General features: G+C 75.0%; 23 protein-coding genes. 3 read left to right on the forward strand and 20 right to left on the reverse strand.

The window, feature by feature from the left end; genetic code table 11:
* Window positions 1-12: 12 nt before the first annotated feature.
* The 10 genes from LPA42_RS26655 to LPA42_RS26700 form a co-directional block, all read right to left on the reverse strand.
* Window positions 13-1,218 carry an argininosuccinate synthase gene (locus LPA42_RS26655; protein ID WP_077936872.1) on the reverse strand — a complete coding sequence of 402 codons (1,206 nt, stop codon included), beginning with the start codon at window positions 1,216-1,218 and terminating at the stop codon, window positions 13-15.
* Window positions 1,215-1,730, reverse strand: a complete 516-nt coding sequence (locus LPA42_RS26660; RefSeq protein WP_043968040.1) for an arginine repressor — start codon at window positions 1,728-1,730, stop codon at window positions 1,215-1,217. Before LPA42_RS26660 ends, LPA42_RS26655 begins: the two co-directional genes overlap by 4 nt.
* Complete coding sequence (gene argF / locus LPA42_RS26665) at window positions 1,727-2,653, reverse strand: ornithine carbamoyltransferase (RefSeq protein WP_077936871.1); 927 nt, start codon at window positions 2,651-2,653, stop codon at window positions 1,727-1,729. Before argF ends, LPA42_RS26660 begins: the two co-directional genes overlap by 4 nt.
* Window positions 2,650-3,831 carry an acetylornithine transaminase gene (locus LPA42_RS26670; RefSeq protein ID WP_077936870.1) on the reverse strand — a complete coding sequence of 394 codons (1,182 nt, stop codon included), beginning with the start codon at window positions 3,829-3,831 and terminating at the stop codon, window positions 2,650-2,652. The genes argF and LPA42_RS26670 overlap by 4 nt, the downstream gene beginning before the upstream one ends.
* Complete coding sequence (gene argB, locus LPA42_RS26675) at window positions 3,828-4,715, reverse strand: acetylglutamate kinase (RefSeq protein ID WP_077936869.1); 888 nt, start codon at window positions 4,713-4,715, stop codon at window positions 3,828-3,830. Before argB ends, LPA42_RS26670 begins: the two co-directional genes overlap by 4 nt.
* The gene (argJ, locus tag LPA42_RS26680) at window positions 4,712-5,884 is read right to left on the reverse strand and encodes a bifunctional glutamate N-acetyltransferase/amino-acid acetyltransferase ArgJ (protein WP_043968034.1); all 1,173 of its coding nucleotides are present in this window, start codon (window positions 5,882-5,884) and stop codon (window positions 4,712-4,714) included. Before argJ ends, argB begins: the two co-directional genes overlap by 4 nt.
* Entirely contained in the window at window positions 5,881-6,882 is a 1,002-nt protein-coding gene (gene argC / locus LPA42_RS26685) for an N-acetyl-gamma-glutamyl-phosphate reductase (RefSeq protein WP_077936868.1), read from the reverse strand. The genes argJ and argC overlap by 4 nt, the downstream gene beginning before the upstream one ends.
* A 148-nt stretch (window positions 6,883-7,030) precedes the next feature.
* Window positions 7,031-7,849 (reverse strand): hypothetical protein, encoded by an 819-nt coding sequence (locus LPA42_RS26690; RefSeq protein ID WP_077936867.1) that lies wholly within the window; start codon window positions 7,847-7,849, stop codon window positions 7,031-7,033.
* A complete protein-coding gene (locus LPA42_RS26695) occupies window positions 7,846-10,059 on the reverse strand; it encodes a hypothetical protein (RefSeq protein WP_077936866.1) in 2,214 nt (737 codons plus the stop codon). The genes LPA42_RS26690 and LPA42_RS26695 overlap by 4 nt, the downstream gene beginning before the upstream one ends.
* Before the next feature lie 188 nt (window positions 10,060-10,247).
* Window positions 10,248-11,063, reverse strand: coding sequence for a hypothetical protein (locus tag LPA42_RS26700; protein ID WP_077936880.1), 816 nt, complete (start codon window positions 11,061-11,063; stop codon window positions 10,248-10,250).
* 175 nt (window positions 11,064-11,238) lie between these two features.
* On the opposite strand from LPA42_RS26700, the gene LPA42_RS26705 reads away from it, so the two are divergent.
* Window positions 11,239-12,123, forward strand: a complete 885-nt coding sequence (locus tag LPA42_RS26705) for a Crp/Fnr family transcriptional regulator (RefSeq protein ID WP_228986935.1) — start codon at window positions 11,239-11,241, stop codon at window positions 12,121-12,123.
* Between the two features lie 83 nt (window positions 12,124-12,206).
* On the opposite strand, the gene pheT is transcribed toward LPA42_RS26705, so the two are convergent.
* The 10 genes from pheT to LPA42_RS26755 all read right to left on the reverse strand — a co-directional run bounded on the left by pheT (window position 12,207) and on the right by LPA42_RS26755 (window position 21,208).
* Window positions 12,207-14,753, reverse strand: coding sequence for a phenylalanine--tRNA ligase subunit beta (gene pheT / locus LPA42_RS26710; protein WP_077936865.1), 2,547 nt, complete (start codon window positions 14,751-14,753; stop codon window positions 12,207-12,209).
* Window positions 14,754-14,794: 41 nt separating this feature from the next.
* Window positions 14,795-15,874 (reverse strand): phenylalanine--tRNA ligase subunit alpha, encoded by a 1,080-nt coding sequence (gene pheS / locus LPA42_RS26715; RefSeq protein ID WP_077936864.1) that lies wholly within the window; start codon window positions 15,872-15,874, stop codon window positions 14,795-14,797.
* Between the two features lie 213 nt (window positions 15,875-16,087).
* Window positions 16,088-16,894 (reverse strand): RNA methyltransferase, encoded by an 807-nt coding sequence (locus LPA42_RS26720; RefSeq protein ID WP_077936878.1) that lies wholly within the window; start codon window positions 16,892-16,894, stop codon window positions 16,088-16,090.
* 83 nt (window positions 16,895-16,977) lie between these two features.
* The gene (gene rplT, locus LPA42_RS26725; protein WP_007075852.1) at window positions 16,978-17,370 is read right to left on the reverse strand and encodes a 50S ribosomal protein L20; all 393 of its coding nucleotides are present in this window, start codon (window positions 17,368-17,370) and stop codon (window positions 16,978-16,980) included.
* 32 nt (window positions 17,371-17,402) lie between these two features.
* Window positions 17,403-17,597 (reverse strand): 50S ribosomal protein L35, encoded by a 195-nt coding sequence (gene rpmI / locus LPA42_RS26730; RefSeq protein WP_043968020.1) that lies wholly within the window; start codon window positions 17,595-17,597, stop codon window positions 17,403-17,405.
* 19 nt (window positions 17,598-17,616) lie between these two features.
* Window positions 17,617-18,264, reverse strand: a complete 648-nt coding sequence (gene infC / locus LPA42_RS26735) for a translation initiation factor IF-3 (protein WP_077936863.1) — start codon at window positions 18,262-18,264, stop codon at window positions 17,617-17,619.
* A 343-nt stretch (window positions 18,265-18,607) separates the two neighbouring features.
* Window positions 18,608-19,081 (reverse strand): PH domain-containing protein, encoded by a 474-nt coding sequence (locus LPA42_RS26740; RefSeq protein ID WP_077936862.1) that lies wholly within the window; start codon window positions 19,079-19,081, stop codon window positions 18,608-18,610.
* Window positions 19,078-20,055 carry a DMT family transporter gene (locus LPA42_RS26745; RefSeq protein WP_077936861.1) on the reverse strand — a complete coding sequence of 326 codons (978 nt, stop codon included), beginning with the start codon at window positions 20,053-20,055 and terminating at the stop codon, window positions 19,078-19,080. The genes LPA42_RS26740 and LPA42_RS26745 overlap by 4 nt, the downstream gene beginning before the upstream one ends.
* Window positions 20,052-20,897, reverse strand: coding sequence for an ATP phosphoribosyltransferase (gene hisG, locus LPA42_RS26750; protein WP_043968014.1), 846 nt, complete (start codon window positions 20,895-20,897; stop codon window positions 20,052-20,054). The genes LPA42_RS26745 and hisG overlap by 4 nt, the downstream gene beginning before the upstream one ends.
* A gap of 47 nt (window positions 20,898-20,944) precedes the next feature.
* Window positions 20,945-21,208 (reverse strand): phosphoribosyl-ATP diphosphatase, encoded by a 264-nt coding sequence (locus LPA42_RS26755; protein ID WP_036375234.1) that lies wholly within the window; start codon window positions 21,206-21,208, stop codon window positions 20,945-20,947.
* A gap of 131 nt (window positions 21,209-21,339) precedes the next feature.
* On the opposite strand from LPA42_RS26755, the gene LPA42_RS26760 reads away from it, so the two are divergent.
* The gene (locus tag LPA42_RS26760) at window positions 21,340-22,215 is read left to right on the forward strand and encodes an ABC transporter substrate-binding protein (RefSeq protein WP_077936860.1); all 876 of its coding nucleotides are present in this window, start codon (window positions 21,340-21,342) and stop codon (window positions 22,213-22,215) included.
* Window positions 22,212-23,054, forward strand: coding sequence for an amino acid ABC transporter permease (locus LPA42_RS26765; protein ID WP_077936859.1), 843 nt, complete (start codon window positions 22,212-22,214; stop codon window positions 23,052-23,054). The genes LPA42_RS26760 and LPA42_RS26765 overlap by 4 nt, the downstream gene beginning before the upstream one ends.
* The last annotated feature ends 2 nt before the right edge of the window (window positions 23,055-23,056 follow it).

A 23,056-nucleotide genomic window follows, 5' to 3' on the forward strand; every position in this document is an offset into this window, starting at 1 on the left:
TCGTTCCCACGGTCAGCACCCTCCCAATCGGGCGTCCCGCGCGGCGGCCAGCTTGCTCGGCAGGCCCCACAGCTGCACGAATCCCTTCGCCAGGGACTGGTCGAAGGTGTCGCCGGTGTCGTAGGTGGCCATGCCGAAGTCGTACAGGCTGGCCTCGGAGCGCCGGCCGGTGACGGTGGCCCGGCCGCCGTGCAGCACGAGCCGCACCTCGCCGCTGACCTGCCGCTGGGCGTCGTCGATGAACGCGTCCAGGGCCCCCTTGAGCGGGGAGAACCACAGGCCGTCGTAGACCAGTTCCCCCCAGCGCTGGTCGACGCCCCGCTTGAACCGGGCGAGGTCGCGTTCGACGGTGACCGCCTCCAGCTCCTGGTGGGCGGTGATCAGCGCGATCGCGCCGGGGGCCTCGTACACCTCGCGGCTCTTGATGCCGACGAGGCGGTCCTCGACCATGTCGAGCCGGCCGACGCCCTGCGCGCCGGCCCGCCGGTTCAACTCCAGGATCGCCTGGTACGGGGTGACGGTCTCGCCGTCGATCGCCACCGGCACGCCGGCGTCGAACGTGACGACGACCTCGTCGGGGTCGCGCTCCTGCGCCGGGTCGGCCGTGTACGCGTACAGGTCCTCGACCGGAGCGGTCCAGATGTCCTCCAGAAACCCGGTCTCCACGGCCCGGCCCCACAGGTTCTGGTCGACGGAGTACGGCGACTTCGCCGACACGTCGATCGGCAGGCCCTTCTCCTCGGCGAAGGCGATCGCCTTGTCCCTGGTCCACGCGAAGTCCCGGGCCGGGGCGATGATCTTCAGGTCGGGGGCGAGCGCGCCGAGCCCGACCTCGAAGCGCACCTGGTCGTTGCCCTTGCCGGTGCAGCCGTGCGACACGATCGTCCCGCCGTGCCGGCGGGCGGCGGCGACGAGGTGCTTGACGATCAGCGGCCGGGACAGCGCGGAGACCAGCGGGTAGCGGTCCATGTAGAGGGCGTTGGCGCGCAGCGCCGGCAGGCAGTAGTCGGCGGCGAACTCGTCGCGCGCGTCGACCACCTCCGACTCGACGGCCCCGCAGTCCAGGGCGCGCTGCCGGATCACGTCGAGGTTCTCGCCGCCCTGCCCGACGTCCACCGCGACGGCGACGATCTCGGCGCCGGTCTGCTCGGCCAGGTAGGGGATCGCGACGGAGGTGTCCAACCCTCCGGAGTACGCGAGGACGATCCGCTCGGTCATGGTGTGGTGTTCCCTTCCGCGCTCTCCTCGCGGCGGGACCACGCGGCGAGCTTCTCGCCCAGCGCGGCCCCGCCGACGGCCTCGCGGGCCACCACGAGGATCGTGTCGTCGCCGGCGATGGTGCCGACGACCTCGGGCAGGCCCGCCCGGTCCAACGCGCTGGCCAGGTATTGGGCTGCGCCCGGCGGGGTGCGCAGCACGGCGATGTTGCCGCTGGAGTCGACCTCGTTGAGCAGCTCCCGCAGCAGCCGGATCAGCCGCGCCGGGGCGGCCTCGGCGTCACGCAGGGGCCGGTGGCCGTCCTCCGGGATGACGTACACGGGGCGTCCGTCGCCGCCGCGGGCGGTGACCGCGCCGAGTTCCTTGAGGTCCCGCGACAGGGTGGCCTGGGTGACGGCGACGCCGTCGCCGGCGAGCAGGTCGGCCAGCTCGGTCTGCGAGCGGACCGCCTTGTCGCGGATCAGCTCGACGATGCGGGCGTGCCGGGCGGCGCGGGTCAGCGGCGCGGTCATGCCGACTGCTCCAGCAGGTAGGTCAGCACGGCCTTCTGCGCGTGCAGCCGGTTCTCCGCCTGGTCGAACACGGCGCTGGCGGGGCCGTCGAGCACCTCGTCGGTGATCTCCTCGCCCCGGTGCGCCGGCAGGCAGTGCAGCACGATCGCGCCCGGCGCGGCGTGCGCGAGCAGCTCCGCGTTGACCTGGTACGGCAGGAACGGGGTGATCCGGTCCAGCCCGTCGTCCTCCTGCCCCATCGAGGTCCACGTGTCGGTGGCCAGCACGTCGGCGTCGCGGGCGGCGGCGACGGGGTCGCGCAGCACGCGCACCGACCCGCCGGTGCCGGCGGCGATCTTCTCCGCGCGGGCCACCACCTCGGGGTCGGGGTCGAACCCGTCGGGGCCGGCGACGCGCACGTGCATGCCGGCGGTCGCCCCGGCCAGCAGGTACGACTGGGCCATGTTGTTCGCCGCGTCCCCCACGTACGCCAGGGTCCGGCCGTGGGTGCCGCCGCACCGCTCGCGGACGGTGAGCAGGTCGGCGAGGAGCTGGCAGGGGTGGAAGCCGTCGGTGAGGGCGTTGATCACCGGGACGCTGGCCCCGGCGGCGACCTCGGCGATCCGGTCGTCGCCGTGGGTGCGCAGCACGATCGCGGCCACGTAGCGGGACAGCACCCGGCCGGCGTCGGCGAGGGTCTCACCCCGGCCGAAGTGGGTGACCTGCGTGTCCACCACGAGGGGGTGGCCGCCCAGCTCGGCGATGCCGGCGTCGAAGGAGATCCGGGTGCGCAGGCTCTGCTTGTCGAACAGCACCGCCACCGACCTCGGCCCGGCCAGCGGCTTGTGGGCGAACCGTTCGGCCTTCATCCGGGCGGCGAGGTCGAGCACGGTGGCCTGCTCGGCGGGCGAGAGGTCGTCGTCGCGCAGCAGGTGGCGGGTCATGGGGTGGCCTCCGGGGTGGCGGTGTCGAGGGCGGCGGGGAGGGCGGCCAGGAACGCGTCGGCCTGCTCGACGGTGAGGATGAGCGGCGGGGCGAGCCGGATCACGCCCGGCTGCACCGGGTTGACCAGGAACCCGGCGTCACGCAGGGCCGCCGCGAGGGGGCCGGCGGCGTCGGCGGTGAGCACGATGCCGAGCAGCAGGCCCGCGCCGCGCACCTGCGCGACGAGGGGGTGGCCGAGCGCCTCGACGCCCCGGCGCAGCCGCTCGCCGACCCGCTTGACGTGGTCGAGCAGCCCCTCGCTGGCGATGGTGGACACCACCGCGAGGGCGGCGGCGCAGCTGACCGGGTTACCGCCGAAGGTGGTGCCGTGGGAGCCGGGGCGCAGCAGGTCGGCGGCGGGGCCGAAGGCCAGGCAGGCGCCGATCGGCAGGCCGCCGCCGAGGCCCTTGGCGAGGGTGACGATGTCGGGTTCGACGCCCTCGGCCTGGTGGGCGAACCAGTGCCCGGTGCGGCCGACGCCGGTCTGCACCTCGTCGAGCACCAGCAGCGCGCCGTGCCGGGCGGTGATCCGCCGGGCCTCCGCGAGATAGCCGGGGGGCGGGACGACGACGCCGTTCTCGCCCTGCACCGGCTCCAGGATGACCATGGCCGTCGCGTCGGTCACCGCGTCGGCGAGGGCGGCCGCGTCACCGTACGGGACGTGGGTGACGTCGCCGGGCAGCGGGCGGAACGGATCCGCCTTGGCGGGCTGCCCGGTGAGCGCGAGCGCGCCCATGGTGCGGCCGTGGAACCCGCCGACCGTGGCGACCACGTGCGAGCGGCCGGTGAGCCGGGACAGCTTGAACGCGGTCTCGTTGGCCTCCGCGCCGGAGTTGGCGAAGAACACCCGTCCGGGACGGCCGGCGAGGGCCAGCAGCAGCTCGGCGAGGGCCACCGGCGGCTCGGCGACGAACAGGTTGGACACGTGCCCGAGGGTGGCGACCTGCCTGGAGACGGCGGCCACCACGGCCGGGTGGGCGTGGCCGAGGGCGTTGACGGCGATGCCGCCGAGCAGGTCGACGTACTCACGGCCGGCGTCGTCGACCACGACCGCGCCGGAGCCGGAGACCAGCGCCAGCGGCGGCGTGCCGTAGTTGTCCATCAGCGACTGCCGCCAGCGCTCCACCAGCGTGCTCACGACGGGATCACCATTGTGCCGAATCCTTCCGAGGTGAAGACCTCAAGCAGTGTGGAGTGGGCGACCCGGCCGTCGACGACGTGCGCGGCGGGCACCCCGCCGCGCACCGCCCGCAGGCACGCCTCCATCTTGGGGACCATCCCCGACTGCAGGGACGGCAGCAGCTCCGCCAGCTCGTCGGCGGTGATCTCGCTGACCAGGCTGTCGGTGTCCGGCCAGTTGGCGTAGAGGCCCGGCACGTCGGTGAGGACGACCAGCTTGCGGGCCCCGAGGGCGATCGCCAGGGCGGCGGCGGCCGTGTCGGCGTTGAGGTTGTGCAGCACCCCGTCGGCGTCCGGCGCGACGGTCGAGATCACCGGGATGCGGCCGGCCGCGATCAGGTCGGTCACCGCCGACGTGTTCACCGACTCGACGTCGCCGACCTGGCCGACGTCGACGGGCTCCCCGTCCACGTATGCGGGGCGGCGCACGGCGGTGAACAGGCCGGCGTCCTCGCCGGAGAGGCCGACGGCGAACGGGCCGTGCGCGTTGATCAGCCCGACCAGTTCCCGGCCGACCTGGCCGACGAGCACCATGCGGACCACGTCCATCGCCTCGGGGGTGGTGACGCGCAGGCCGCCGCGGAACTCGCTGTCGATGCCGAGCCGGCCGAGCATGGCCGAGATCTGCGGGCCGCCGCCGTGCACGACGACCGGCTTGATGCCGACGTAGCGCAGGAAGACCATGTCGGCGGCGAAGGCCCGCTGCAGCTCGGGGTCGATCATGGCGTTGCCGCCGTACTTGACCACGAGGGTGGCCCCGGACAGGCGGGCCAGCCAGGGCAGCGCCTCGATCAGCGTCTCGGCCCGGGCCTGGGCCCGGGCGAGGTCGTCGACGGCGCTCACGTCGAGTACGCCGAGTTCTCGTGCACGTACGCGTGCGACAGGTCGTTGGTCCACACGGTGGCCTGGGCCCCTCCGGCGTGCAGGTCGATGCGGATGGTGACGTCGCGCCCGGTGAGGTCCACCTTGGACCGGTCCTCGGCGGCGGCGCCGGAGCGGCACACCCAGACGCCGTTGACGGCGACGTCGAGGGCGTCCGGCTCGAATGCGGCGGCGGTGGTGCCGACGGCGGCGAGGATGCGGCCCCAGTTCGGGTCGTTGCCGAACAGCGCCGTCTTGACCAGGTTGTTGCGGGCCACCGACCGGCCCACCTCGACGGCGTCGTCCTCGTCGGCCGCGCCGACGACCTCGATGGCGATCTGCTTGGTGGCGCCCTCCGCGTCGGCGACCAGCTGCTGGGCCAGGTCGTGGCAGGCGGCGGTGACCGCCGCCGTCAGCTCGGCCTCGGTGGGCTCGACGCCGGACGCGCCGCTGGACAGCAGCAGCACCGTGTCGTTGGTGGACATGCAGCCGTCGGAGTCGACCCGGTCGAAGGTGACCCGGCAGGCGGCGCGCAGCGCGGCGTCGAGCGCCGCCGGCCCGGCCACCGCGTCGGTGGTGAGCACGCACAGCATGGTCGCCATGGCCGGGGCCAGCATGCCGGCGCCCTTGGCCATCCCGCCGACGGTCCAGCCGCCGCCGGCCGCCACGGTGGTCTTCGGCCGGGTGTCGGTGGTCATGATCGCCTCGGCCGCCGCCGCGCCGCCGTCGCGGGACAGGGCGCGGATCGCCGCGCGTACGCCGGGCAGCAGCTTGTCCATCGGCAGCCGCTCGCCGATCAGGCCGGTGGAGCAGACGGCCACGTCGCCGGCCCCGAGCCGCAGCCGGGGGCTGGCCGAGGTGAGCGCGGCGGCGGTGTGCTCGGCGGTGGCGTGGGTGTCCTGGAAGCCGGCCGGGCCGGTGCAGGCGTTCGCGCCGCCGGAGTTGAGGATCACGGCCCGGGCCACCCCGCCCCGGACGACCTGCCGGGTCCAGAGCACGGGGGCGGCCTTGACCCGGTTGGCGGTGAAGACCCCGGCGATCCCGGCGTCGGGGCCGTCGTTGACGACGAGGGCGACGTCGGCGGCGGCGCCGCTCTTGAGGCCGGCGGCCACGCCGGCCGCCCGGAACCCCCGGGGGGTGGTGACGGTCATGGGGTTACTCCGTAGGTGGACAGGCCGGTGGTCTCGGGGAGCCCGAGCATCAGGTTGGCGCACTGCACGGCCTGGCCGGCGGCGCCCTTGCCGAGGTTGTCGATGGCACTGACCACGATCACCCGGCCGGAGTCGACGTCGACGGTCGCCTGGAGGTGGCAGGAGTTGGCGCCGAGGGTGGCGGCGGTGTGCGGCCACGTCCCCTCGGGCAGCACGTGCACGAACGCCGAGTCCGCGTACGCCGCCGCAAGGACCGCCCGGGGGTCGGCGTCGCCGGTCGGCACGGCGGTGACCGTGGCGAGGATGCCGCGCGGCATCGGCGCGAGCACGGGGGTGAGGGACAGGCTGGTCGCGCCGGTGGCCTGCCTGATCTCCGGCACGTGCTGGTGCGCGCCGACCTTGTACGGCGACAGGTCGCCCATCACCTCGCTGCCGAGCAGGTGCGCCTTGGCGGCCCGGCCCGCGCCGGAGGTGCCGGAGGCGGCGACCACCACCACGTCGGCGGGGGCGACCGCGCCGGCGGCGACCAGCGGGGCGAGCGCGAGGGTGATGGCCGCGGCGTAGCAGCCGGTGTTGGCGACCCGGGTCGCGGCGGCGATGCGCGCGCGCTGGCCGGGCAGCTCGGGCAGGCCGTAGACCCAGGCCCCCGCGTGCTCGCCGCCGTAGTACCGTGACCAGGCGGCGGCGTCGCGCAGCCGGTGGTCCGCGCCCAGGTCGACGACCCGGACCGACTCCGGCAGGGCGGCGGCCAGGGCCGCCGACTCGCCGTGCGGCAGGGCCAGGAAGACCAGGTCCGCGTCGGCCAGGGCCGCCGGTTCGGTCACCGCGAACACCAGGTCCAGCCCGGCGAGCTGCGGGTGTACGGCGGTGACCGGCGCGCCGGCCTGGCTGTGCGCGGTGGCGGTGACCAGGTCGAGCTCGGGGTGGCCGGCGATCAGGCGCAGCAGCTCGCCCCCGGCGTAGCCGCTCGCCCCGGCGACCGCAACTCGGATACCCATTCTAACCTCCGCATGACTATGCAGAGAAGGTTACCCGCTCATTACGCCGCATCGCAAGGTCATACACCCCACTGCATGGGCATGAGAGGGCGACCGCCACGGCCCGGGGGCTCCCTTCCCGACGGGGGAGCGCCGGGAAGGGAGCCGGTCAGTTGGCCCGCTGGTCGATGCCGTGCTGCCGCTGGTACGTACGCAGCGCAGCGTCCCACGCCTCGGTGTACTCCGACGGGCCCAGACCGAGGTCGGTGTGCCCGCGTACCGCCTCCCGCAGCAGGTCCAGCAGCTCCGGCACCGCCTCCCGGCGCTCGGTGACGTAACGGCGGAAGACCTCGGCGAACTGCTCCCCCGCCAGGCGGGCGGCGTGCGCGGTGACCGGGTCGTCCTCCAGCGCCCGCAGCACCTCGCACCACCGGCGGGTCAGCTCGTCGGTGTGGCGGGCCCGCAGCTGCTGCAGCTCGTGGTCGCACTCCAGCCTGATCCGCTCCTCCCAGTACGGGCGCAGCCGCTCGCGCACCCGCTCGTCCGGGCTCACCCGCACCTGCACGGTGAAGTACGGCTGGCTCTCGTCCCGGGGCCAACGCTGGCCCAGCAGCAGGTTGTTCAGGGCCCGCTCCAGCTCGTGCGAACGGTGCGGCTCGTGCGCCCGGGCCAGGTCGACGGCCCGCTCCCGGACGATCCCGTCGGCCCAGGCGAGGTAGCTCTCCGCGCGCTGGCGCAACGCTGCGGGGCTCATGCTTTGCGCCCGCCAGCTGTAGACGGCGAACAGGCGGAAGTCGAACGCGTCCCCGCGCGCCGGCACCAGGATCGGCTGCGGCGCGTCCAGGCGGTAGGTGGCCGCCTGCGGGGGTGCCGGCGGCGGTAGGGGCGGCGCGGGCGGGGGGCTCACGGGCGCCGGCCCGAACAGCGAGAGCAGGATCTGCCACCAGCGCCGCCGCTGCGACGGGCGGGGAATGTACCGAGTGCTCATGCGTGGTCCTCGTCGATCAGGCGTCGTACGTCGTGCAGCAGGGTGTTGTCGCGCATCAGAGGGCCCCAGACGTGCCGGAGCTGGTGGTCCAGCCGGCGGCGCAGCGGCTCCCGCCCCTGCACCACCAGGCCGATCAGGCGCAGGCAGCCGGCGGCCACCTCGGGGTGTCCCTCGGCCCGGCTGAGCCAGAAGCCGAGCGTCCGCCACGCGCGGTACGCGGTCCCCGGCAAGCTGAGCGCCGTCGCCCAGCAGGTGGCCAGGTCCGCCATCCGCACCGTGCCGACGCGGGCCAGGTCGAGCAGCTCCGGCCAGCGTTCCCGGGGGGCGGGGGCCCACCGGTCGGCGAGCACCCGCAGCGCCCGCCCGGCGTGCAGCCGCACCTCCGGCTCGTCCTCGTCGACGGCCCACTGCGCCAGCGCCGGCAGCACGCTGGCCGCATGGCCGCAGGCGTACACCTCGACCAGGCCGCGTACCACCGAGTTGTTCCGCCGCTGCATGCGCGCCTCGGCGACCCGGCGCAGCTGCGCCAGGGCGGTCTCCGGCCAGAGCCGGGCCAGGCCCAGCGCGTACGCCCGCGCGACGGTGTCGCGCAGGTGCGCCGCCCCGCCGGCCGCCCACCGGTCCAGTTCGATCCGGACCCGCTGGCGCAGCTCCGGCTGCATGGCCATGCCGACCAGCGCGATGGCGGCGGCCTGCCGGACCCCGGCCCGGCGCTCCCGGGCGAGCTGGTCCACCACGCGCAGCGCGGCGTGCACCCCGTGCGCCGCCGACCAGCCGACCGCCCCGGCGGCGGCCTGCCGGACCCCGGGCGTGCCGTCCCGCACGAGGCCGCCCAGCCAGCCGAGCAGCTGCTCCGGCAGCCACCAGTCCGCCCAGGCGACCTCCAGCAGGCTGCGCCGCAGCGGTTCGTTGCCCGGGGCGAACTCGATGCGCCGCCCGCCCGGCACCCGGTCGTCGTCGACCACCAGCACCGCCTCCCGCAGGACCGGGCCGAGCAGCGCGTCGAGCGCCCCGCCCGACCGGCCGGTGGGTGGTGCGAGCGGGGCACCGGCGAACGGGAAGCCCGGCACCGCGCCCGCGCCCGGCGGGCCCGGGACGCCGCCCGGGTCCGGGGCCGGCTCCAGCCCGACACCGGCCAGCCCCGGCGCGGCCAGCGCCCCGGCCGCGGCGTGGATCTCGGCCACCGGCTGCCCGGCCAGCACCGCGCAGGCCAGCCGGAACGCGCGCCGCCGGTCGACGCCCCAGGCGGGCGTGTCGCCGCCGTCGGCGGCGGCGAGGACGCGGGCCGCCCGCTCCCGGAGCTGGCGCGGAAGCAGGCGCTCCAGCCGCTCGGTGAGCTGCGCGCCCCGGGGCGCGGTGCGGGCCAGCAGCTCCGCCAGGCGGACCACCTCACCGGTCCGGGGACCGGCGGCCAGGTGCGCCGCCAGCAGCGGGTTGCCGACGCACTCGTCCTCGACGTAGCCGTCGACGCAGTCACCGACGCAGCCGGTGGCGCACCAGCCGACGCAGCGGCCCCGCAACTGGCGGCGCAGCTGGGCCCGGAACACGTCGACGGGGGCGGCCGGCCGGTGCTCCACCAGGTGGCCGGCCAGCTCCTGGTCGCGGTGGTCGAAGTCGCCGACTAGCACCAGCGTGGCGCCCCTCGCCGCGGCCCGGGCGGCCAGCCCGACCAGGGCCATCCCGTCCAGGTCCCGCGCGGCCGTCCCGGTGAGCCGCCACACGTGGCCGTGTCCGTCGCGCCACGGGGCTTCCGGCAGCAGCAGGTCGCCCGGCTGCTCCGCGTGCAGCACCGCCACCCGGTCGAAACCGTGCCGGCGGGCCGAGGACAGGCACGCGGCGGCGTGTCGACCGGTGCCGGCGGCACCCGACAGGCAGACCAGGTGATGCTGCTTGAGATACCGGTCGAGCTGCGGGTCGCTCGGCGTGGGGGCATAGCCGTCGGCCAACTGCCGCACCCAGGTCCCGGTGAGGGTCTCGGCCCAGGTCCGGCCGCTGCCGTCCGTCCGCGTCGTCGTGATGTTGAGCGTGCCGATGGCCGCCGACCCGGGCCCGGTGGCGTTCTGGCCCCGCACCCACACGTCGCCGACGCCGATCGCCGACGAGGGCCCGAGCAGGGACGCGAGCCGGGCGAGGATCTCCCCGGGGTCCGGCGTCTCCTCCGGCTCGTCGGCCAGCACGTCGTCGGGCTCCTCGTCCGGCACCCGATCCACGGGTGGTTCCGCCGGCTCTGCCTGCTGTGGGCTCACCGGGCCGCCGGGACCCGCCCACCCACCGTCGGCGTCCGGAGGGGTCGCGCCGCCGGGCGGCTCCCCCGGGACCCCCTCGGGGTCCGCCACCGAACCGCCCGGATCGGCGTCGTGCCCGCCGTGCCGGGGCACGGACCAGGCCGGCGGCCCGCTCACCGGTCGCCCCCGCCGAGGATCGCGTCCCGGCCGACCGAGCCGATCGCCGTGGCCCCCGGGCCGATCGCGTTCTGCCCGCGCACCCGGACGTCGCCGACGCTGATGCCGCCGCCCGGGTGCGCCTGGCCGAAGTCGGGGCGGACCGGACCCCGCGATGGGACCGCCGGACTTCCGGCGCCACCCTCGGGACCGTCCGGCTCCTCCCCGGTCGGCGCCGGCACCGTCGACAGGTCCTCGTCCACGACGCAGAGCCAGGCGTACTCGTCGAAGCCCTTGTCGGGCTTGCTGATCCGCACCCGGCGGAAGCGCTCGGGCCGCATCTCCTCCGGGTATTCGGACACCACGTCGCGGTAGATGTCGGTGGAGACCACCAGGGCGACGCCCGCGTCGGGAAACGCCGCCAGCGCCCGCCGGACGGGGTCGGCGTCGCACAGCCGGCTGACGAACACCACGGCGTTGCCGGGAAAGCCGTTCGCCCCGTCGAGGTGCACGAGTCCCTGGTGGACGGCGATCCGCAGCCGCACCCGCGCCGCCGGCAGCCGACTGCTGTTGTACGCCCGCAGCCGCCGGTTCAGCTCGGGCACGAACCGGCCGATCACCCGCGACTCCGAGACGTCGCGCGGCAGGATCGCGAGTTCCCCGTCGCCGGCCCGCTGGGTGCTCCAGGTCACCCGGTCCAGCCCGACGGCCCCGGCGGCGGCCTGCAGCAGTTCGCGGAACGCCTGCTGCGCCTCGTACTGCAGGATGTTCCCGCGCCGGCTGTAACTCTCCATGTCCACGGAGATCAGCAGTCGTCGCTCGGGATGGTCCATCGCCGTGCCGCCCTTCGTCACCGGCCCGCCCCCGTCGGGCGGGCCGCCCGGAACATCGAAACGGCGGCGGCCGGCCGGGACCCCGTATAAGTACGGCTTCCGCGGAATCTGTCCGGCACCGGTCATCCCTCTCGGATCCGGTATCCGGGCGGGCCGGGTCGGGTGTGCTGGACGCATGACGGACGTGACCGAACTCCTGCTGGCCGCCGGCTGGTCGCCGGTCGAGGCACTCGTGGTGGTGGCCCTCCAGACCGTGGCGGTCGCCCTGATCCGCGCGAGGGCCTCGCGCTACGCGCAGGGGCGGCTACGCTTCGACGGTTTCCGTCGGACAAGGAGTGCGAGGTCGTCGATGCGACACCACGAACCGCCCCGGGCCGAGTGGCCGTACGGCACCTTCCTGCGGCGGCTGGAGCCGCCGGCCCGCACCGCGCTGCTCGACCTGGGCGTACGACGCCAGGTGCCGGCCGGACAGATCCTGATCCACGAGGGGGTCCGCGAGTCGCACCTGGTGCTGCTGGAGGAGGGGCTGACGAAGGTGACGGCCAGTGTGCCCGACGGGCGGGCCGCGCTGCTGTCGCTGCGCGTCGGCGGGGACCTGATGGGCGAGATGTCGGCCCTCAACGACAAGCCCCGCTCGGCGACGGTCACCACCTGCGGGCCCACCGTCTACAGCGTCATCTCCCGGGACCGGTTCAACCAGTTCCTGCGGGCGCACCCGCAGGCCGCCCTCGAACTGGCGGCGATGGTGTCCGACCGGCTGCGCTGGTCCAACCGCCGCCGGATCGACTTCACCTCGTACGCGGTGAAGATCCGGGTGGCCCGGGTGATCGCCGAGCTGTGCCGCACGCACGGCCGGCGCAGCCGCGACGGGGTGGTCATCGACGTCCGGCTCACCCAGCCGGAGCTGGCCACGATCTGCGGGGCGGCGGAGACGTCCATCCAGAAGACGCTGCGCGAGCTGCGGGCCGACGGCCTGGTGGACACCGACTACCGGCGCATCACCGTACGCGACCTGCCCCGGCTGCGCGCCCTCGGCGGACTGGACGCCGAGGAGCACTGACGGCCCACCGGGCCCGGGCAGCGGCGGTTGGCAGGGGCCCCTTCCTATACGGAAAGCGTTAAGAGGGGGCCCCTGCTTGCACCTCAGGCGCCGCGGAGGGTGGCGCCGAAGCGTTCGGCCGCGCGGGCCACCGCCGCGTCACGGGCCGCCACCGCCTCCTCGACCGTCAGGGTGCGGTCGGGGGCACGGAACGTCAGCTTGTACGCCAGCGACCGCCGCCCCGCCCCGAGCTGCTCGGAGGCGTAGACGTCGAACAGCCGCACGCCCTCCAGCAGCTCGCCCGCGCCCTCGACGAGGGCCTGCTGCACCTGCGCCGCCGGCACCCGCTCGTCGACCACGAGGGCCACGTCGATCAGGGCCGGCGGGAAGCCGGAGATCGTCGGGGCCGGGGCGACCGGGGCGGCCGGGAGCGCGTCGAGGTCCAGCTCCATGGCGCTGGTGCGCTTCGGCAGCTCCAGCGCGGCCAGCACCGCCGGGTGCAGCTCACCGGCGTGCCCGACCACGACCCCGTCCACGAGCAGCTCGGCGCAGCGGCCGGGGTGCCAGGGGGCGTGCTCGGCGGCGCGCACCTCGATCCGGTCGGCGGGCAGGTCGGCCGCGGCGAGCACCGCCCGGCCGGCCTCGACGGCGTCCGCCCAGCCGGCCGGGCGACCCGCGCCCCACCAGCCGGCCGGCTCGACGTCCCCGGTCAGCACCACGGCGACGTGCCGGGGCTGGTCGGGCACGACCGCGTCGGCGGCGGCGAACTCGGCGTCGGTGGGCCGCCGGTCCACGCCCATGGCGGGCGGGGCGCCGACGCCCGGGCGCGGGTGGAAGACCGCACCGATCTCGTAGAGGGCCAGGTCGCGGTGGCCCCGGCCGAGGTTGCGCCTGAGGATGCCGAGCAGCGGGCCGAGCAGCGTGGTGCGCAGCAGCGGCTCCTCCTCCGACAGCGGGTTGGCCACCCGCACCGCCGCCCGGCGCGGGTCGTCGGCGGGCAACCCGAGCAGGTCGGCCAGCGAACCGGCGACGAACGGGTGGGCCAGCACCTCCACGTAGCCGCGTTCGGCCAGCGAGCGGGCCACCGCCCGGCGGCGGCGCTGCTGCCAGGTCAGGCCCCGCCCGGGGGGCGCGGTGGGCAGCACCGACGGCACCCGGTCGTACCCGTCGAGGCGGACCACCTCCTCGACCAGGTCGGCCGGGTCGGTGAGGTCCGGACGCCAGCTCGGCGGGACGACGGTGAGCACGTCCGCGCCGCCGGCCGGCACGCCGGCCGTGCCCGGGTCCTCGCCGAGCCGGTCGACGCCCCGGGTGACGTGGCAGCCGACCTGCTCCAGCAGGGAGACCACCCGCTCCGGGGAGTAGGCGACGCCGACCCGCCGGCCCGGCAGGTCCACCGGCAGGCTGACCGGGGTACGCGGCCGGACGTGGTCGAGGTCGAGGATCTCGGCCCCGGCGGTGCCGCCCGCGTGGGCGGTGAGCAGCCCGACGGCCCGCTCGATGGCGACCAGCGGCAGGGCGGGGTCGACGCCCCGCTCCCAGCGCTTCGCCGCCTCGCTGAACAGCTTGTGCCGGCGGGCGGTGCGGCCCACCATCACCGGGTCCCAGTGGGCGGCCTCGAAGAGCACGTCGGTGGTGGACGCGACGACCTCGCTGGTCTCGCCGCCCATCACGGCGGCGAGCGAGACCGGGCCGGTGTCGTCGCAGATGACCATGTCCTCGGCGGTGAGGGTGCGGGCCACCCCGTCCAGGGTGGTGACCTTCTCCCCCGCCGCGGCGCGGCGCACCACGAGGGTGCCGGTGATCCGGGCGGCGTCGAAGGCGTGCATCGGCTGGCCCAGTTCGAGCATCACGTAGTTGGTGATGTCGACCGGCAGCGAGATGCTGCGCACCCCGGCGACGGTGAGCCGCTGCCGCATCCAGCCGGGCGTCTGCGCGGTCGGGTCGATGCCGCGCACCATCCGGGCGGCGAACCGGTCGCAGCCGACGGTGTCGCGGACCTCCACCGGGTACGCCGGCTCGGCCGTCGCGCCGGGGGCCGGGGCCAGACCCGGGTCGCGGAACGGCACGCCGAGGGCGTGGGCCAACTCCCGGGCGATGCCCCGGACGCTGAGCGCGTACCCCCGGTCGGGGGTGATCTCCACCTCGACGACCACGTCGTCGAGGCCGACGACCGGGCGGGCGTCGTCGCCGGGCTTGGCGGGGGTGTCCTCGGGCAGCACGATGATGCCCGAGTGGTCGTCGCCCAGGCCCAGCTCCTTGGCGGAGCAGATCATGCCGTGGGAGTTGCGCCCGTACGTCTTGCGCGCGCCGATGGCGAAGCCGCCGGGCAGCACGCCGCCGGGGAGGATCACCACGACCCGGTCGCCGGGGGCGAAGTTGCGCGCCCCGCAGACGATCTCCTGCGGCTCGCCGGTGCCGTTGGCGGCGCCCACGTCGACCCGGCAGAACCGGATCGGCTTCTTGAAGCCGGTCAGTTCCTCGATGTCGAGGACCTCGCCGACGACGAGCGCGCCGGTGACCGTCGACCGCAGGTCCACGATCGACTCGACCTCGATGCCGAGGTCGACCAGCGCCTGCTCCAGGTCGGCGGCGGGCAGGTCGGCGGGGAGGTCGAGGTACTCCCGCAGCCAGCTGACAGAAACTCGCATGACTCTCAGACCACCGTCTCGTTGTCTCGTGCCCGCACCGTCTACGCCCCGGCCCCGAACGCGCGGGTGAACCGCACGTCGCCCTCGGCCATGTCCCGCATGTCGCTGACCCCGTGGCGGAACATCACGGTGCGGTCGATGCCCATGCCGAACGCGAATCCGGAGTAGACCTCCGGGTCGATCCCGCAGGCGCGCAGCACCCGGGGGTTGACCATGCCGCAGCCGCCCCACTCGACCCAGCGCGGCCCGTCGCGGTGCTCGGGGAACCACACGTCGAACTCGGCCGACGGCTCGGTGAACGGGAAGTAGTGCGGCCGCCAGCGGGTCTTCGCGCCCTCGCCGAACATGGCGCGGGCGAAGTGGTCGAGGGTGCCGCGCAGGTGGGCCATCGTGATGCCCTTGTCGACCACGAGGCCCTCGACCTGGTGGAAGACGGGCGCGTGGGTGGCGTCCAGCTCGTCGGTGCGGTAGACCCGGCCGGGCACGACGACGTAGATCGGCGGCTTGCGGGCCAGCATGGTGCGCGCCTGCACCGGGGAGGTGTGGGTGCGCAGCACCAGCCCGGAGCTGTCCGCGCCGGCCGGCGGGGCGATGTGGAAGGTGTCCATCAGACCCCGCGCCGGGTGGTCGACGGGGATGTTGAGGGCGTCGAAGTTGGTCCACTCCAGCTCGACCTCGGGCCCCTCGGCCACCTCGTAGCCCATCCCGACGAACAGGTCGCTGATCTGCTCCATCAGGGTGCTCAGCGGGTGCCGGGCGCCGCGCGGGCGGCGGTCGTAGGGCAGGGTGACGTCGACCCGCTCGGTGGCCAGCACCCGCTGCGCCTGCTCGCGGTCGAGGATCTCGGCGCGGGCGGCGTAGGCGGCCTCGATCGCGCGGCGGGCCTCGTTGACCCGCTTGCCGGCGTCGGCCTTCGCGGCCGGCGGCAGGGCGCCGATCTCCCGGCGGGCCAGGGCGACCGGGGACCGGTCACCGAGGTGCGCGGGGCGCAGCGCGGTCAGCGCGTCCGGGTCGGCGGCGGCGGCGAACGCCTGCTCGGCGTCGGCCACGGCACCGGCCAGGGCGTCCGGGTCGAGCAGGGCGACCTGCTTCGGGTCGTACGGATCGTTGCGGTAGGTCATGGCGTACGGGCACTCCTCACGGCGGCGCCGGCCCTGCGCGGGCGGCGAGGCGAGTCTACGGACGCGCGGCTTCGCCGCAGCCCGCCGGTGGGGAGTTCGTGCAGGGGAAGGGTCAGGCCCGCCGCCCGCCGACACCGGCGGGCTGGCTAAACGAACGCCGTGGCGCGTTCATCATCTCGGGCGACTCCCTGCTGGACGGCCGCACCGCACCCGTCAGGGGCGGCGGCGCAGTGCTCTGGCTGAAGCGTACAGGCACACGGCGGCGGCCGCAGCCAGGTTGAGGCTCTCGGCGCGCCCGTGCAGGGGCACCCGGACCCGGGCGTCGGCGGCGGCGGTCAGCCCGTCGGGCAGCCCGTGCGCCTCGGAGCCGAACAGCCAGGCGGTCGGCGTCGCCAGCGCCCCGGCGTCGGCGAGGTCGTCGAGGTCGCGGTCGCCGTACCCCGTGGTGGCGAGGACCGCCAGCCCGGCGGCGCGCAACGCGGCGACGACCGCGAGGGGATCGCCGGCCCGGACCACGTCGACGTGGAAGAGGCTGCCGGCGGAGGCCCGCACGCACTTGCCGTTGTACGGGTCGACGGCGTCGCCGGCGAAGACGACCGCCCCGGCCCCGGCGGCGTCGGCGGTGCGCAGCACCGTGCCGGCGTTGCCCGGGTCGCGGATCTCGGCGAGCACCGCCACGAGGCGCGGGCCGGCGGCGAGGGCCTCGGACAGCGGCACGTCGAGGTGCCGGCAGACGGCGACGAGGCCCTGCGGCGCGACGGTCTCGGCGAGCGCGGCGAGGGCGTCGTCGGTGACGTCGGAGACCGGCACGTCGGCGGCGGCGGCGCGGGCGGCCAGGTCGGCGTGCCGGTCGAGGGCGGCCGGGGTGCCGAACAGCTCGGCGACCGTGCCGGGGCGGGCCAAAGCCTCCCGGACGGCCTGCGGGCCCTCGGCGAGGAACCGGCCGGTGGCGTCGCGGTCACGGCGGCGGTGCAGCCGGCGGGCGGCGACGACCCGGGGCGTACGCGGGGTGAAGGGCATGGTGTGCGGCTCCACAGCGCGACCGAGGCGCCCGCCGCGCGTCGTGGACGACACGGGAGGCGCCTCGGTCGGGTGCTGGCGGATCAGGCGGCCTGGGCCGCCGCGCCACCGGTGCCCTCGGCCGCCACGGCGGCGCGGGCGACCTCGACGATCGCGGCGAAGGCCGCCGCGTCGTTGACGGCCAGGTCGGCGAGGATCTTGCGGTCGACCTCGACGCCGGCCAGGCGCAGGCCCTGGATCAGCCGGTTGTAGGTCATCCCGTTGGCGCGGGCGCCCGCGTTGATCCGGGTGATCCACAGCTGCCGGAAGTCGCCCTTGCGGTCGCGACGGTCCCGGTAGGCGTACTGCATCGAGTGCAGCACCTGCTCCTTGGCCTTGCGGTAGAGCCGGGAGCGCTGACCGCGGTAGCCGCTCGCGGTCTCCAGCAGGGTACGACGCTTCTTCTGGGCGTTCACAGCCCGCTTGACGCGTGCCATCTCAACTCCTTCTTCGGTTCAGGTGGCGCGCGTCAGCGGCCGAGCAGCTTCTTGATGCGCTTGGTGTCGGCCTTGGCCAGCTCGACCGTGCCGGTCAGCCGACGGGTCCGGGTGGAGGACTTCTTCTCCAGCAGGTGGCGCTTGCCGGCCTGCTCGGCGACGATCTTGCCCTTGCCGGTCACCTTGACCCGCTTGCCCATACCCGTGTGGCTCTTCATCTTCGGCATGTGGAACGTCTCTCCCCTGTTACTGACCGCCGGTGTCGGCGGTCGTGCCGGTCTCACCGGCTGCTGCGGTCTCGCCCGCCGGGGTCTCGCCCACCGCCGGCGCCGCGGACTCCTCCGCGGGACGCTCCCGGCCGGCGCCGCGGGACGCCGTGGCGGCGACCGCGGAGGCCTTGACGGCCCGGTGCGGAGCGAGAACCATGATCATGTTTCGGCCGTCCTGCTTCGGGGCGGCCTCCACGTAGCCCAGCTCCGTGATCTCGGACTCGAGGCGACGCAGGAGCCGGTAACCCAGCTCCGGGCGGCTCTGCTCCCGACCGCGGAACATGATCGTCACCTTGACCTTGTCGCCGGCCTTGAGGAACCGCACCACGTGACCCTTCTTGGTCTCGTAGTCGTGCGGGTCGATCTTCGGTCGGAGCTTCATTTCCTTGATGACGGTCTGCTGCTGGTTACGCCGCGCTTCGCGCGCCTTGAGTGCGCTCTCGTACTTGAACTTGCCGAAGTCCATGAGCTTGCACACCGGCGGGCGCGCCATCGGCGCAACCTCGACCAGGTCCAGGTCGACGTCCGCGGCCAGCTGAAGGGCGCGCTCAAGCGGGACGATGCCCACCTGCTCACCCTCGGGACCGACCAGTCGGACCTCACGTGCCCGGATCTGCTCGTTCACGCGTGGTTCGACGCTGATGGGGCCTCCTCGAGTCGAGTGCTCTGCGGTGGCCGACTCCCGCGGCCCCCGTGGCGGGGGCCGACCCGGAAAGCAGAAGGCCCCGGCGCATGCCAGGGCCCGCTCGACCGGTCGGCACGATCACAGGATCGCGCATCCGAAACCGGGACGTGCCCGGAACCGGTGACCGGGACCCGGCCACCAACTGGGGCGACTCGGGTGGGAGCAGGGCGCTCCGCTTCAGGACCACCCACACGTGGGACACGGGGGCAGTCTGGTCGACTCAGCAACACTACACCGTCACCGGGCCGGCCCCCAAACCGGGCGTCGGGCCCGGCGCGGCGGGTCAGCGCCCGGCCGCGCCCTCGGCCAGCGCCGCGAGGTGGGCCTGGTGCAGCCGGCGCAGGGCGCGCACGCCGTCCACCGCCAGCTCTTTGTCGGCCGCCTGGAGCGCCACCATCGGCACCAGGTCGTCGTCGTGCAGCTCCAGGCTCGCCCACGGCGCGCCCCGGTCGAAGCGCACCCCCCGCACGACCTCCCAGGGCAGCTCGTACGAGCCGAGCACGTTGCGCACCCGCACGCCCAGCGCATCGGCCTCGACGCGGGGCCGGGTGAACAGCAGGATGCCGAGCGCCCCGAGGACGCCCAGGCCGACCATGGCGAGCTGGTCGCCACGCTGGAAGGTGCCGTAGCCGTTGCCGGTGGGGCCGGCCAGCGACGTGGCCACCAGGCTGAACACGACCAGCAGCGCGGCGGCCGACGCCCAGCAGACCAGCCGGATCCGGCGGGGACGCAGGGTCACCGGTGCGGTTTCGCTCACCCGCCCAGTCTGCCACCCACCGGCGCGGGGCCGGTGCGCGGTCCCACCGTGTCGCCGACCCGCCGCAAGCCGGGGCCACGGCCGGCGACGACCACCGCCAGCAGGGTCAGCAACGCGCCGACCAGCACCGGCCAGCGCAGCCCGGCCCCGCCGGGCAGGAGCACGTCCAGCAGCAGTGCGCCGCCGAGCTGCCCGGCGACCAGGGCCAGCCCGGTGCGCAGCACCCCCACGGCGCGCACGCCGAGCATCAGGGCGAGGACGATGCCGACGCCGTACAGGCCGCCGAGATAGAGGAACCACTCGTGCGGCCAGGTCGGCGCCGGGCCGGAGAAGGCCCCGACGAACGCGGCCACCAGCACGACGACGGGGGTGCCGACGGCGAAGTTGACCGCGATCGCGGCGGTGGTGGTGCCCGCCGCCGACACCCGCCCGTTGAGGGCCGACTGCACGGCCACCGCCGCCCCGCCCGCGACGGCGATCAGCACCCCGCCGACCGCGACGCCGCCGACCGGCCGGCCGAGCTGGGCCAGGGCCACGGCGAGGACGCCGAGCAGCGCGCCGGCCACCCGGGGCCCGGTCAGCCGCAGCCGGCCCAGCGGGGCCAGGCCCGCCCGGTCCGCCGCGAGCCCGCCGAGGCTGCCCCCGGCCACCTGGGCGATGGTGAAGACCGCGATCCCGAGCACCGGGACGACGTACGTGGCGACGGTGACGATCGCCGCCCCGCCGAGCCCGCCCAGGTACGACCACCACGGCAGCCGGGCCCGGCGCAGCGCGTCCAGCCCGGCCCGGGTCGACGGCAGGCCCGACAGGCCGACGAGGACCACCAGGCAGCCGCCGAGGTTGTTCGCCAGCGCGCCGAGGATCGGGTCGCCGGCCCGCTCCCCCAGCACCGCGTTACCCGCCGCCTGAGCCGCCGACGCCGCCCCGCCCAGCACCACGGTCGCGAGGGCGGCGGCCGGCGGCAGCGGCCTCACAGCCGACAGGCGTGGATGTTGGTGACCAGGATGGCGCGGGCGCCCAGCTCGTACAACTCGTCCATGATCCGGTGCACGTCGTCGCGCTGGACCATCGCCTGCACCGCCACCCAGCCCTCGCGGTGCAGGGGCGAGACGGTCGGCGACTCGATGCCGGGGGTCAGCGAGCTGGCCCGGTCCAGCAGCCCGGCCGGCACGTCGTAGGCGAGCATCACGTAGCGGCGGGCGACCAGCACCCCGTGCAGCCGGCGCAGCAGCTGCGCGGCCTGCGGGTGCTCGGGGGCGTCGACCCGGCGCACCAGCACCGCCGAGGAGCGCAGCAGCGGGTCACCGAAGACGACCAGCCCGGCCTGGCGCAGCGTGGCGCCGGTCTCCACCACGTCGGCGACGACGTCGGCGACGCCGAGCCGGATGGCGTTCTCCACCGCGCCGTCGAGCCGGATCACCTCGGCCTTGATGCCGAGTTCCGCGAGGTACCGCTCGACCAGCCCCGGGTACGCGGTGGCGATCCGGTGCCCGCCCAGCTCCTGGACGCCCGCGACGTCCTGCGGCCGGGCGGCGAACCGGAAGGTGGCCCGGCCGAACGCCAGGTCGACCACCTCCTCGGCGGGCGCGCCGGAGTCGATCAGCAGGTCCCGGCCGGTGATGCCGACGTCGAGGTCACCCGAGCCGACGTAGGTCGCGATGTCCTTCGGCCGCAGGTAGAAGAACTCGATGTCGTTGGCCTCGTCCGGGCAGACCAGGTCCTTGGGGTCGGTGCGCTGGCGGTAGCCCGCCTCGCGCAGCATCTGGGCGGCCTTCTCGGCCAGGGCGCCCTTGTTGGGTACGGCGACACGCAGCATGACGGAGTGCTCCCTCGATCGGTGGAGATGATCAGCGGACGGCGCACTCACAGATGTCGGTAGACGTCCTTCAGCTCCAGCCCGGTGGCCAGCATCAGCACCTGCGCCTGGTAGAGCAGCTGGGAGATCTCCTCGGCCGCCCGCTCCGGGCCCTCGTGCTCGGCCGCCATCCACGACTCGGCCGCCTCCTCGACGACCTTCTTGCCGATGAAGTGCACCCCCTTCTCCAGCGCGGCCACCGTGCCCGAGCCGGGGGTGCCGGCAGCGGCCTTGGCCTGCAGCTCGGCGAACAACTCCTCGAACGTCTTCACGGGGTGCGATTCTTCCAGCACCCGCCCGGCCCGGCGCGCGGCGGGTCCGCCGGTCCCACCGGCCCGGATCCGGCAGCACGGCGGCGGGACGCACCTGCGCGACGGGCGTCGATGGCTCTACGCTGTCCGCCATGCTCAGCTCCCGTACCGTCGCGCTCGCCGCCGCCGGCACCGTCCTCGTCGCGGTGGCCGCCTGCGCGCCCCAGGACGACGCCACCCCCGTCACCGCACTCACCCCCGCCGCCACCGCCGGCCCGGACTGCCTGAAGGACAAGCTGCCCACCCGGACCCAGGGCAAGCTCACCATCGCCACCGACGAGCCGGCGTACGCGCCGTGGTTCGTCGGCAACAAGCCGGAGACCGGCGAGGGCTTCGAGGCCGCGGTGGCCTATGCGGTGGCCGAGAAGCTCGGGTACGCCCGCGCCGACGTCACCTGGACCCGGGTGAAGTTCGACGTCGCCGTCGCCCCCGGCCCCAAGGAGTTCGACTTCGACATCAACCAGTTCTCCATCACCGAGGAGCGCAAGAAGGCCGTCGACTTCACCGGGCCGTACTACCTGGTCCGGCAGGCCGTGATCGCGCGGAAGTCCGCGAAGATCGCCGGGAAGACGACGCTGGCCGACCTGCGGGACGCGAAGCTCGGCGCGCAGGTCGGCACCACCAGCTACCAGGCGATCACCGACGTCATCAAGCCGAAGACCAAGCCGCAGGTCTACAACAGCAACGACGACGCCAAGAAGGCGCTGCAGAACGGGCAGATCGACGGCCTCGTGGTGGACCTGCCGACCGCCTTCTACATCACCGGCGCGGAGATCACCGACGCGACGGTCGTCGGGCAGCTGCCGCAGGTCGGCACGCCCGAGGTGTTCGGGCTGCTGCTGGACCACAACTCGCCCCTCACCCCCTGCCTCAGCGGCGCGGTCGGCCAGCTCACCGCCGACGGCACGCTCAAGAAGCTGGAGCAGAAGTGGCTGACCCAGGTCGCGGGGGCGTACGAGCTGAAGTGATCCTCGCACCGCACGAACCCTCCGCGGCGCAGCGGCGGCGGCAGGCGTACCGCCGCCGGCAGACCGTCACCAGCGTGCTGGTCGCCGCCGCCTCCACGGCCGCGCTCGGCACGCTGCTCGTCGTCGCGGTCACCGGCGCGCCCGGCTGGGACCGGGTCCGCGCCTCCTTCGCCGACCCGGCGATCGCCCGGGACGCGCTGCCCGAGGTGCTCGCCGGGCTCTGGCTCAACGTGCGGCTGCTGGTCTGCTGCGCGGCCGGCGCGCTGCTGCTCGGTCTGCTCGTGGCGATCCTGCGCACGCTGCGGGGCCCGGTCTTCTTCCCGGTCCGGGCCCTCGCGGCGGGCTACACGTACACGTTCCGGGGCCTGCCCCTGATCATCGTGCTGTACGTGCTCACCCTCGGCGTGCCCGGCCTGCGGTTGCAGGGCATGCCGCCGGTGCTGGTGCTCGGCGGGCTGGCGCTGGTGTTCACCTACGGCGGCTACCTGGCCGAGGTGTTCCGGGCCGGCATCGAATCCGTGCACCCCAGCCAGCTCGCGGCGGCCCGGTCGCTCGGGCTGACCTACCGGCAGACGATGCGGCACGTGGTGCTGCCGCAGGCCGTCCGCCGGGTGGCCCCGCCCCTGCTCAACGACGTGGTCGCGCTGCAGAAGGACGTCGGGCTGGTCTCCCTCGCCGGGCCGATCGACGCGGTACGCGCCGCGCAGATCGCCACCGCCGAGACGTTCAACTACACCCCGTACATCGTGGCCGGGGCGCTGTTCGTGCTGCTCGCGATCCCGCTGATCGCCGTCACCGACTGGGTGACGCTGCGCGCGGCCCGCCGGCAGGAAAGGTGACG

This window comes from Micromonospora sp. DH13, from assembly GCF_020873825.1.
GTDB classification, from domain to species: domain Bacteria; phylum Actinomycetota; class Actinomycetes; order Mycobacteriales; family Micromonosporaceae; genus Micromonospora; species Micromonospora haikouensis.

Bases quoted from the DNA above. Each gene is read 5' to 3' on its own strand.
- LPA42_RS26655 (WP_077936872.1), bottom strand. From the start codon at position 1,218: ATGACCGAGCGGATCGTCCTCGCGTACTCCGGAGGGTTGGACACCTCC.
- LPA42_RS26660 (WP_043968040.1), bottom strand. From the start codon at position 1,730: ATGACCGCGCCGCTGACCCGCGCCGCCCGGCACGCCCGCATCGTCGAG.
- argF (WP_077936871.1), bottom strand. From the start codon at position 2,653: ATGACCCGCCACCTGCTGCGCGACGACGACCTCTCGCCCGCCGAGCAG.
- argJ (WP_043968034.1), bottom strand. From the start codon at position 5,884: ATGACCGTCACCACCCCCCGGGGGTTCCGGGCGGCCGGCGTGGCCGCC.
- argC (WP_077936868.1), bottom strand. From the start codon at position 6,882: ATGGGTATCCGAGTTGCGGTCGCCGGGGCGAGCGGCTACGCCGGGGGC.
- LPA42_RS26690 (WP_077936867.1), bottom strand. From the start codon at position 7,849: ATGAGCACTCGGTACATTCCCCGCCCGTCGCAGCGGCGGCGCTGGTGG.
- LPA42_RS26700 (WP_077936880.1), bottom strand. From the start codon at position 11,063: ATGGACCATCCCGAGCGACGACTGCTGATCTCCGTGGACATGGAGAGT.
- LPA42_RS26705 (WP_228986935.1), top strand. From the start codon at position 11,239: ATGACGGACGTGACCGAACTCCTGCTGGCCGCCGGCTGGTCGCCGGTC.
- pheT (WP_077936865.1), bottom strand. From the start codon at position 14,753: ATGCGAGTTTCTGTCAGCTGGCTGCGGGAGTACCTCGACCTCCCCGCC.
- pheS (WP_077936864.1), bottom strand. From the start codon at position 15,874: ATGACCTACCGCAACGATCCGTACGACCCGAAGCAGGTCGCCCTGCTC.
- LPA42_RS26720 (WP_077936878.1), bottom strand. From the start codon at position 16,894: ATGCCCTTCACCCCGCGTACGCCCCGGGTCGTCGCCGCCCGCCGGCTG.
- rplT (WP_007075852.1), bottom strand. From the start codon at position 17,370: ATGGCACGCGTCAAGCGGGCTGTGAACGCCCAGAAGAAGCGTCGTACC.
- rpmI (WP_043968020.1), bottom strand. From the start codon at position 17,597: ATGCCGAAGATGAAGAGCCACACGGGTATGGGCAAGCGGGTCAAGGTG.
- hisG (WP_043968014.1), bottom strand. From the start codon at position 20,897: ATGCTGCGTGTCGCCGTACCCAACAAGGGCGCCCTGGCCGAGAAGGCC.
- LPA42_RS26760 (WP_077936860.1), top strand. From the start codon at position 21,340: ATGCTCAGCTCCCGTACCGTCGCGCTCGCCGCCGCCGGCACCGTCCTC.